Source organism: Roseiarcus sp., from assembly GCF_052145395.1.
Classification (GTDB): Bacteria; Pseudomonadota; Alphaproteobacteria; order Rhizobiales; family Beijerinckiaceae; genus Roseiarcus.
The window spans coordinates 1-10,096 of record NZ_JBKQOT010000405.1; the positions used below are offsets into that span (position 1 = coordinate 1).

The 10,096-nt window shown below is 65.0% G+C and carries 9 protein-coding genes; 1 reads left to right on the forward strand and 8 read right to left on the reverse strand.

The window, feature by feature from the left end; all coding sequences use genetic code 11:
- The 6 genes from ACLP25_RS13545 to ACLP25_RS13570 form a co-directional block, all read right to left on the reverse strand.
- The coding region (locus ACLP25_RS13545) for a beta-L-arabinofuranosidase domain-containing protein (RefSeq protein WP_442469713.1) at positions 1-777 on the reverse strand (777 nt) is incomplete at its 3' end.
- On the reverse strand, positions 774-1,853 hold the full coding sequence (locus ACLP25_RS13550; RefSeq protein ID WP_442469714.1) for a LacI family DNA-binding transcriptional regulator: 1,080 nt from the start codon (positions 1,851-1,853) through the stop codon (positions 774-776). The genes ACLP25_RS13545 and ACLP25_RS13550, both read right to left, overlap by 4 nt.
- Positions 1,850-2,737: a carbohydrate ABC transporter permease gene (locus ACLP25_RS13555; RefSeq protein ID WP_442469715.1), complete on the reverse strand. Its 888-nt coding sequence runs from the start codon at positions 2,735-2,737 to the stop codon at positions 1,850-1,852. Before ACLP25_RS13555 ends, ACLP25_RS13550 begins: the two co-directional genes overlap by 4 nt.
- Complete coding sequence (locus ACLP25_RS13560) at positions 2,734-3,615, reverse strand: carbohydrate ABC transporter permease (RefSeq protein WP_442469716.1); 882 nt, start codon at positions 3,613-3,615, stop codon at positions 2,734-2,736. The genes ACLP25_RS13555 and ACLP25_RS13560 overlap by 4 nt, the downstream gene beginning before the upstream one ends.
- Positions 3,616-3,645: 30 nt before the next feature.
- Entirely contained in the window at positions 3,646-4,482 is an 837-nt protein-coding gene (locus tag ACLP25_RS13565) for an extracellular solute-binding protein (RefSeq protein ID WP_442469717.1), read from the reverse strand.
- 420 nt (positions 4,483-4,902) lie between these two features.
- Positions 4,903-7,509 (reverse strand): glycoside hydrolase family 2 protein, encoded by a 2,607-nt coding sequence (locus ACLP25_RS13570; RefSeq protein ID WP_442469718.1) that lies wholly within the window; start codon positions 7,507-7,509, stop codon positions 4,903-4,905.
- Positions 7,510-7,628: 119 nt separating this feature from the next.
- On the opposite strand from ACLP25_RS13570, the gene ACLP25_RS13575 reads away from it, so the two are divergent.
- Complete coding sequence (locus ACLP25_RS13575; protein WP_442469719.1) at positions 7,629-8,558, forward strand: ArsR/SmtB family transcription factor; 930 nt, start codon at positions 7,629-7,631, stop codon at positions 8,556-8,558.
- A gap of 31 nt (positions 8,559-8,589) precedes the next feature.
- On the opposite strand, the gene ACLP25_RS13580 is transcribed toward ACLP25_RS13575, so the two are convergent.
- Together ACLP25_RS13580 and ACLP25_RS13585 are read right to left on the reverse strand one after the other, a co-directional pair.
- Positions 8,590-9,702, reverse strand: a complete 1,113-nt coding sequence (locus ACLP25_RS13580; RefSeq protein ID WP_442469720.1) for an ABC transporter ATP-binding protein — start codon at positions 9,700-9,702, stop codon at positions 8,590-8,592.
- Positions 9,699-10,096 (reverse strand): carbohydrate ABC transporter permease (locus ACLP25_RS13585; RefSeq protein ID WP_442469721.1); only part of this gene is annotated, 398 nt, incomplete at its 5' end. The genes ACLP25_RS13580 and ACLP25_RS13585, both read right to left, overlap by 4 nt.

A 10,096-nucleotide genomic window follows, 5' to 3' on the forward strand; every position in this document is an offset into this window, starting at 1 on the left:
GGTCTGCTGGCGCACGGGGATGTGCGACTGGTTGTACTCGTAGGTCTTGGCCCAGTAATCGGCCGGATCCTCGCCGCGCGCCAGCGCCTCCTCGGTGAAGTAATGCGGCTCGCGCCCGCGCTCGTCGATGAAGTAGGAGGCGAGCGCGAGCCGCCGCTTGTCCCCGGTCAGGCGATAGTGCTTGACGAGCGCGAGCTCGATCTCCTGGTGCCCTGGGTAGCCGCGCTTCAGACCCGGCCCCGTCCCGAAGGTCGCGGCGATGTGGTCCACATAGCGCTCCATCACGTCGAGGAGCTTGCGCTTGCCGGTCGCGCGAAAGTAAGCGACCGCGCCCTCGAGCAGATGGCCGGCGTTGTAGAGCTCGTGATAGTCGCGCAGATTCGTCCAGCGCTTTTCGGGCTCCCGTCCGTTGTACCAGCAGTTGAGATAGCCGTCCGGCGCTTGCGCCCTCGCGAGGTCGTCGACGATCGCGTCGATCTTGACTTCGATGTCGGGATCGCGCCGGTGGGCGAGCGCGTAAGACGCCGCCTCGATCCACTTGCCGACGTCAGAGTCCCAGAACACCTGCATGGTGAAGTTGTGGCTGTTCAGCGGGATCCTAAGCGGCGGAATCGGCTTCGGCAGCTTGATCGATTCGAGGATGCCGACCTCGTCGAGCTTGGCATGCTGACTCGGGATCGTCCGAGTCAGGACCGTGTCGAGCCGCTCGCGCCAAAAGGGGCCGGTGATCTTGACCTCGGCGAACGGCTTCGGGGAATAGGGTGCCGTCTCAGTCATCGCTTTTTGATTCCGTTGCGAAGTCCGGCGCCGCACGAATCGCGCACAACGAGCGAGCAGGGCAGCCTTTTCGCGCCCGAGAGCCTGCGGCCGGCCATCATTTTGAGCAGCGACGCGCCGGCCTCGCTTCCGAGCGCGTCGAGGTTCATGTCGACGCTGGTCAGCGGCGGCCGCGCCGCGGCCGTCATCACGTCCCAATTGTCGAAGCCGACGACGGCGACATCGTCAGGCGGCGCGAAGCCGAATTCTCCCAAGGCGTCAAGCGCCCCGCGGGCGATCTGGTCGTTGCCGCGGAAGAGCGCATCCGGCGGCTGAGCCCGGCGCATGAACAGACTGCGCGCCGCCTCGCGTCCCCATTCCTCCGACCAGCGCCCGGATCGGTAGTCGCCGTCGCGCGCTGCAAGTCCGGCGGCCGCGAGCGCCGAGCGCCAGCCCTTTTCGCGCAACCGCACCGCTTCGAAGCGCTCGGGCCCAGTGATGTGGGCGATGCGCCTGCGGCCGAGCCTGACCAGATGCTCCACCGCAAGGCCCGCGCCGCCTTCGTCGTCGGGCAGGAGGCAGAGCGCGTCTGGATTCTCGATTCGGGCAAACACATAGACGACCGGCAGCCCGCGCACGGCGGGCACGACTTCTGCGCGCACGTCCGCACGGCGCGAAGTCACAACGAGGCCATCGACGCGCTTGCGCAGAAGCTGGTCGACGTGACGCTGCTCCCGCTGGGGATCGTCGGTAGCGTTGCACATGAAGACCGCGATGCCGTCGTCGAACAGACGCCGTTCGAGCGCCGCGACGATCGGAATGGTGAAGCGCCCGAAGCTGTCGTTCGACAGAATTCCGACTGTCATCGAGCGCGCACGATGGAGGCTCTGCGCGAGATTGTTCGGGCGGTATTCGATCTCCTCGGCGGCCAAGAGGACCCTGGCGCGGGTGTCGGCGGCGAGGCGCCCGCTCGCGTTGAGCGCCTTGGACGCGGTCCCGATCGAGACGCCGGCGCGGCGTGCGACGTCGCGGATCGTTCGCGCGGGCTTCGCCAGCGTCTCGTCTTCCGGGGGCAGGACGTGGCTCAAGTCGCTCATTTGACCGCGCCAGAAAGCAAGCCGGACATGTAATAGCGCTGCAGCGCCAGATAGATCGCAAGACACGGGATGATCGAGATGACCACGCTCGCCTGCAGCGCCCCCCAGTCGACCGCGCCGTGGTGGCCGATGCGCACGCTGACAAGCAGGATCGGCACCGTGAAGGAGGTTTCGCGGCTCATGAAGATGAGCGCTGCGAGGAATTCGTTCCAGGAGGTGATGAAGGCGAAGAGCGCGACCGTAACCAACCCCGGGACCGCGAGCGGCAGAAAGACGAAGGTCAGTCGCCGCCAAGCGGAGCATCCGTCGATCATCGCCGCCTCCTCGATCTCGCGCGGGATGGCCTCGAAACTGTTGCGCATGAGGTAGATCGAGAAGGGGAGTTGCAAGACGGTATGGACGATCGCGAGCCCGAAGTGGGTGTTGACGAGGCCGACTTTGGCGAAATCGAGATAGAGAGGCGTCAGGATCGCCTGATAGGGAATCATGATCGGCGCGAGAAGGACGAGAAAGGCGATTTCCTTCCCGCGCATCGAGAATCGCGCTAGCCCGAAGCCGGCCGGGGCTGCAAGCGCGATGCAGGCTGCGATCGTCATCAGCGCCACGAGCAGGGAGTTCTCGACATAGGTCGCAAGCCCCGCCTGGAAGCCGATCACCTTCTCGTAATTCGCGAAGCTCAGCGCCTGCGGAAGGTAATCCGGGGGCGATGCCGAAGCGTCGTCAGGCGCCTTGATCGACGCGAGGAAGGAAGGGATAAGCGGCCCGCTCATGATCACAATGACAGCGACACACGCAGCCGCGGTCAGATAGACAGCCGGGGCAAAGCGCCGACCTCGCGGCGCGGAAATCGCAACCGTCTCGGTGGTAAGCGCGACGGCGCTCATTGCGGCTCGCTCCGCGCAGTCAGCGAGATCTGCAAGGTCGAAAAGACGAGAATGATGAGCGTCAGCACGATCGACAGAGCCGCGCCGTAGCCCAGTTTGAACAAAACGAAGGAGTTCTGATAGATCCAGTAGACGGCGGTGAAGGTCTGGCCCCTCGGACCACCGGAGGTCATGATGTAGAACTGGTCGAAGGCCAGCATCGAGCCGATTGCGCTGACCGGCGTCGTCAGCAGAATGACCCGCCGGGTCAGCGGCAGAAGGATGAGTCGAACACGGCTCCAGTAGCTAGCGCCGTCCATTACGGCGGCTTCGAGAATGTCGGGATTGATCGCCTGGATTCCTGAAACGAACAGCACCACGCCGAAGCCGACGACCTTCCAGGTGATCGAAATGACGACCGCCGAGAAAGCAAGATTGGGGGTGACGAACCAGACGATCGGCTCGCGGATTACGTGCAGATCGATGAGCAGCTTATTGAACAGGCCGACCTGCTCGTCGAGCAGCCAGAACCAGAGCAGGCTCGAGCTCGAGAGGCCAATGACCACGGGAAGAAACACGATGGTCCGGGTGAGGCGCTTGAGCGGAGTGTTCTCGACGGTCAGAAGCGCGAGCGCGAATCCGAGCCCCATCAGGATCGGCGTCAGGATGAGCGTGTACTCGGCGGTAAACCTGAGCGCCCGCCAAAAGCCCAAGTCGCTCCAGATCCTGAAATAATTGTCGAAGCCGATGAACTTGCTGCCGCCGAGCAGCTTGATGTCGGTCAGAGACATCGCGATGGGCTGGCCAAGCGGGACGAGCACGAAGACAGCAACGAACAGGAGGGCCGGCAATGCGAAGAGCCAGCCCTGCAATTGTCGGAGACGCGCCGAACGCGGCATCGCATCAAGCCTTGCTCGTCTGCGAGACCGTCACTCGCCGGCGATCTCCTTCATCTTCTCCTTCGCCTCCTTGATGGCGCCGTCAACGTCGCCGTCGAAGATCGTTCGCTGATACATGTTGATCCAGGGGCTCGAATCCGAATTAACCATGTCGGCGAAGTGATAGACCCACGGCACGTAGCCGATGCCGAGCGCCTTTGCGGTGCCGTCGCCGGTCAACGCTTCGTCATTGTCGTTGGCGGGCAGCATCTTCGAGCCAGCCGCCACCATCATCGGCGAGGACGCGAAAATATTGCAGCCCGGGCAGGCGCCCGAGAAGTAGAAGCCGTAGACATCCGGGCCGAGGGCCCGAATTTTCTTGGCGTCCTCATCGATTTCGCCGATCGTCTGCGGCGGCTTTTCCGGATCGAGCCCCGCTCTCTTGAACAGGTCCTTGTTCCAGACGAGGACCGAGACGTCGGGCGTGAAGCCCGCTCCGTACAGCTTACCCTCGTAGGTCGCGATATCCTTGTAGGCCTGGGCGACCGAGGCGTAGTTCGGGTCGGCCTTGAGGTCGTCTGTAAGATCGACGAGGAAACCGGCCTTCATGAAGTCGGGCATGTAGATGAGGTCGAATGAGACAAGGTCCGGAACCTCGCCCGCCTGCACGCCGGTCGCGAGCTTGGTGACCATCTGATTGTCGGGGATGGTGGTGAGCTCGATCTTGTCCTTGTGAGTCTCATTCCAGAGATCGACGAGGTGAGCGGCCGCGTTCGTTCCGCTGGCGCGTACCCACATGGTCATGGTGTCCGCAAAGGCGTGACTTGCGAATGCGACGGCGCTAAGGAGCGCGGCCGCCAAGGCCGCGCAAGGCTTGCGTTGGATCACGACGTTCCTCCCAAGTTTCGCGGATTCGGCTTTTTGCCGTCCCTAAAAGCGAGTCCAATAAGGGGAAAAGCTTTTCCTAAAACGCTAACCCAAAAGGCGGGCGCGCCGCAAGGGCTCGGACGGGAGGCGTCATTCTCGTCATGCGCTTGCGGAAGGACCATCCAGGCTGCACAAGCGCCTTCTGGAGGGTAGCTCGACAAGAGATGCTTTGCGTCGCTTCTCAGCATGCAGGTCAAGGGCGGCGTCGACGGCTTCCGGGATTTCCGGTCTGGTGGATAACCCGCCGCAAGCCCTTGAGACGTCGCGATTCGCGGTGGAAACGGGGCCCATTCGCTCAGCTTCCCGCGATCGCCGCGAGAAGATGCGGCGCAAGCGGGTTGGCTGCCGCCTCTTCCGAGGTCAGGTCGAAGGTGCTGACGGTCATCCACGCCTTGCCGAGGAAGCTGCGTTTCGTGAACGCCGCCGCGAGATGCAGCCAGCCGACGGCCATTCCCGAGTCGACCAGCCCGTTGAAGGCGGTCGAGGGAAAGCCGGCGAGGACGTGGTTCGGCAGGAGGCCCACCCGTGTTCGTCGAGTATGGGGCCGTTGGGGAGGGCCGCCCAGGGCCCGTCGGTTCGTCGCCACGCGAACGCGCCCATCCACTGCCCGTCCCAGGGCGTCCCATCGCGCCGTCTGAGCAGCATTTGCGGGAAGTTGTGGCGGTCATTGAGCGGCAGCCTGCGCTCCGGATCGATCAGCGCATCGTCCTCGTTCGCGACGAGCATAACAGGACGTCCCTTGAGCAGCGCCTCGCGGACCGCGGTCGTAAGCCGGGTTGCGAACAGGCAATCGGCGTCCTCCGCGCTTGCGGCCCGGCTTGGCCAGCCGATGGCGGCCAGCGCGGCTTGCGCCCTGTCGTCAACGGGCAAGAGGGATGGCGCGCTCGCGAGCGACGGGACAACGCAAAGTTCGAGCGAATTGCGTGACAGGAGACGGCCCTCGGCGTCCCGCGCTTCGATCTCGAGGGGCAGAACCGCGATCGATTCGACGCTCGGGGTTTCAAGCGTGACCGTCGCCTGCGGCGCATCCAGCGCCGCCTCTCCAGTCTGATCCGCGAAGCGCCAGACGAGCTTCGCGCCCTCGGGCGCCGGCGCCGGGCCGACGAGCCGCACGCCGACCTCGACGCTATTGCCGGAACGGATCGCGGTCCGCTCGGCGCGCGCAACGACGAGCCACGGAGTCTGCAGTCCAGCAAGGCGTTCGGCGAAGGCGCGCGGGCGGTTCTTGACGTCCATGAGGCCGTTTGATTCCCACTGCGTGTCGTTGAGCTCCGTGATGACATAGCCTGAGATCGGCCGCTCCCAGCGCAGCGTCTCGATCTGGTGCTTGAGCGCGCGGAACTGGAAGGCCTGCGCGGCGTCCACGAACCCATCGACATCGCCGAAGATCGGCTGAAGCGCCGCGTCGCGGAAGCGCGTCTCGATCCCGTGCGGATAGGCCGCGCCGAGATTCCAGTCGTGGCCGCTCTCGAACCACCACGGCTCGCGTCCGTCAGCCTCCAGAATCTCGCGGGGATGCGGAAGGCCCCAGACGCCGAACTCGGAACAGACGAGCGGCTCGTCGCCGCGCTTCACCGCATCGCCATGCGGCGACCAGGCCCAGGGCGCGCGGGCCGCAAAGGCGCGGGCCGTCGCCGCAAAGGCGTCGTTCTGGTGCGGGAAGCCGTTGTACCAGTGGAAGTCCTCGACGTCGGTCTTGAGGTGGTAGTTGCGCGGGAAGCAGGGCGAGTTGTCGACGAGCAGGCTTTCAGGGACCAGCGCCTTCGCGGCATCGAAGGCCTCAATCAGCCAGCGCCGATCGTCGGGGTTGTCGTCCAGTTCGATTCCCCAGCCCTCGTTGAAGAGCGTCCAGATTGCGATCGACGGGTGAAACCCATGCGTCGCGACCGACTGGCGGAAAACGGAAAGCAAGGTCTCGCGCGTGGGCGGCGCAAGGAACGCCATATAGGGCATGTCGAGCCACACCGTGAGCCCGAGGCGATCCGCGAGATCGAAGTACAGCCGATCCGGAATCTTGACGTGGCAACGCAGCGCGTTGAGCCCCATCGCCTTGGCGTTGCGGAAGCGCCGCTCGAGATACTCCGGATTAGGCGGCCGGCATTCCTCTTGCGGGTGCCAGTCCTGGTCGAGCGCGCCGATCAGGAAGAAAGGCTCGCCGTTGAGAAAGAGTCCGCCATCCTTCGCTTCGAACCTTCGAAAGCCCACCGTGCGCTCAGCCGCGTCCACGACGGCGCCGTCGCGGAGGAGTTCGACCGCGACGTCGTAGAGGCTGGGCGCGTCGGGCGACCAGGGGTCGGGCTCGGATAGAGCGAGGCTGACGTCGAGGGCGGCCGAATCGAGCGCCCATTCCCCCTGCGCGCGGATCATTCCGCCCCGCGACGCCGTGAGCCTTAACATCGCCCGCTCTGCGCGCGAGAGCCTGCCTTTCGCCCGGACTGTCCCGGCGGCGAGGTCGTAGGCGGTCTCGATCACGATCTCGCTCAGATGCAATGGATGGCGCGCCTCAATCCATGCGGGCTTCCAGATCCCGCCCTGAACGCCGTACCAGTCCTGCTTGGCCGCGAGCGACTGGCTGAAGCCGTTCGCCCCTCGATCGTCGGGAACTCGCGCGTCGACCCCGAGCACGAAGGCCCTGCGGCCTTCGAGCGCCCCGGTGAGATCGACCTCGATGGTCGTCCAGCCGTCGGCGTGGACAGCGACTGGCTTTTCGTCCACCAGGATCGCCGATTCGTGGAAGACGCCCTCCATGACGAGGAAAGCTCGCTTGGCCTCCCACTCGGGCGGAAGCTCGACGCTCTTCCGGTAGCGGCCCAGCCCCTGCGCGTTGCGAAGGGCTGGAAATTGCGTCTGCCAGAGGCCCGGCGACCGGATGCGGTGGTTCTCGCCGTCGAGCTTCGCGGTCGCGCCCTCGAAGGAAAAGTCCCAGGCGCCGTCGAGGCTGACCGTCGGCCGGAGAGAGGACGATCTGTTCAATCGCGGCTCGGACATGCGGAGCTCCAGAAGCGAGTGGCCCGGGCGAGGCCTCCGGTCGCGCCACCGCCCGTTCCCATAATATCAAGAAGCCTGATACAAAGGCAGGCTGCGGCGAATCGGGGACCGAGCGGAGAATGTCGCGCAACTTTCTGGTCATTGATCCCGAGGAACGCCCGGACGTGCTGCACGGACTGGCGTCGCCCGCGCGCGTGCGCATCCTCCGGCTCCTGCATCGCAACGCCGGCGTCAATGTCAACGACATCGCCGAGGCGCTCGGGCTTCCGCAGTCGACGGTGTCTTCGAACCTGCAGGTTCTGGAGCAGGCGGGCCTGATCCGCACCGAGACGCAGAAGGGACGCAAAGGGCATCAGAAAGTGTGCTTCGCCGTCTTCGACGAGGTCCTCGTGACGTTCCGCGACGATTTCGAGCGTGCGCAGGCGAATGTGATCGAGGTCGCGATGCCGATCGGCCTCTACACCCGATGCGAGGTCAGCGCCCCCTGCGGGCTCTGTTCGCCGGAGGGAATCATCGGCCTTCTCGACGTTCCCGAGACCTTCCTCAATCCGGACCGAATGAATGCGGGGCTCATGTGGTTCACGCGGGGCTTCGTCGAATATCAGTTCCCAAACAACGCGCGCCTGATCGGCAAGGCCGTGACCGCGCTCGAGTTCTCGCTCGAACTGTCGTCGGAGGTGCCCGGCACGTCGGCTGACTGGCCCTCCGACATTACAGTCGCGATCAACGGGCGGGAGATCGGCGTCTGGACGAGCCCCGGCGACTTCGGCGACAAGCGGGGCGTCTATACGCCGGACTGGTGGAAACTGAAGGGAAGCCAGTACGGCAAGCTCAAGAGCTGGCGCGTGACGCCCGACGGCGCCTTCATCGATGGCGTCCGCGTCTCGCCCCTGACCCTCGCAGACCTGGACATTTCCGCACATCACTCGATCCGGCTCCGGATCGAGGTGAAGCCGGACGCGCGCCACCCCGGCGGCTTGAATGTCTTCGGACGCGGCTTCGGCAATTACGATCAGGACATCCTGCTCAGGCTGACCACCGATCCATGAGCAAGGCTGTTCCGGGCGCATCATGGGCGGATCAGAGCGCTTCGCCGGTCGGGCCGAAGAGGTGGACGTTGGCTTCGCTGAGCGCGAGCCCGATCGTCTCGCCGGGCCTTGCTGCGAGGTTTCCCTCGCCCTGCGCGATGAGCGGACCGGCCGGGGTGTCGATATAGAGGATCGTCGCGCTGCCCAGGCGCTCGACGATCACGACCGAGCCAGAGAAGGCCGCGGCCGGATCGTCGGCAGAGGTGAGCGCGAGATGCTCCGGCCGGACGCCGAGTTCGACCGGCCCATCCGGCCTCGCGTCGTTCCGTACTCGCGCGCGCGCGCCGCGGCCGCCCGGAAGGACGACGCTCGCGACGCCGTCGTGCGCGGCGGCGATCTCGGCGCCGAAAAAATTCATGCTCGGCGAGCCGATGAAGGCGGCCACGAACTTGTTGGCGGGGTGATTGTAGAGATCGAGGGGTGAGCCGACCTGCGAGATCGTCCCCTTGTCGAGGACGACGATCTTGTCGGCAAGCGTCATCGCCTCGGTCTGGTCGTGCGTGACATAGATCATCGTCGTGCGAAGGTCGGCGTGGAGCTTCGCCAGCTCGAGGCGCATCTGCACGCGCAGCTTGGCGTCGAGGTTGGACAGCGGCTCGTCGAACAGAAAGACCTCTGGCTTGCGCACCAGCGCCCGTCCGATAGCGACCCGCTGGCGCTGACCGCCGGAGAGTTCGGCGGGCCGACGATCGAGATAGGACTCGAGTTGGAGGATACGCGCGACCTCGAGCGCCCGCTCGTGCTGGACCTTGCGCGGCGCGCCAGCGACCGACAGCGAGAAGGCGATGTTCTGCCGCACCGTCATGTGCGGATAGAGGGCGTAGGACTGAAACACCATGGCGATACGCCGTTGCGCCGGCGGCACGTCGGTGACGTCGACGCTGTCGATGAAACACTGCCCTGCGGTGATCGCCTCGAGTCCCGCGATCATCCTGAGCAGCGTCGATTTCCCGCAGCCCGACGGGCCCAAGAGCGCGGTGAACGAGCCCTTCTCGACCTTCAGGCTCAGATCGCTGATGGCGGTCACCGCGCCGTAGTGTTTGGTCACGCGTCTCAGTTCGACGTGCGGGCCGGCTTCGTTCCCGTTTGCCGTCGGCGCGCTCATCCCTTGATGCCAGCCGACAACATGATGGCCTGCGTGACCTTGCGCTGGAAGACCAGATAGACGATCGCGACGGGGAGCGCCGCCAGCATGGCGACGGCGAGGTCGCGCCCGTAGGAGACGCCGAAGGCGTCATGCACCTGGGTGATGCCGACGGTGATGTTCATCTGGTCGTCGGTCGTTACCGCGACAAAGGGCCAGAGAAACAGGTTCCAGGCGCCGATGAAGGTGATGATCGCGAGGGCGGTCGTGATCCCCCAGTTCATCGGCAGATAGATCCTGAACAGGAGCTGGAATTCGCTAGCGCCGTCGATCACCGCAGCCTCGCGAAAATCCTTCGGCACCGAATCGAAAAACTGCTTGTAGATGATGACCGTGATTGGCGCGATGAGTTGCG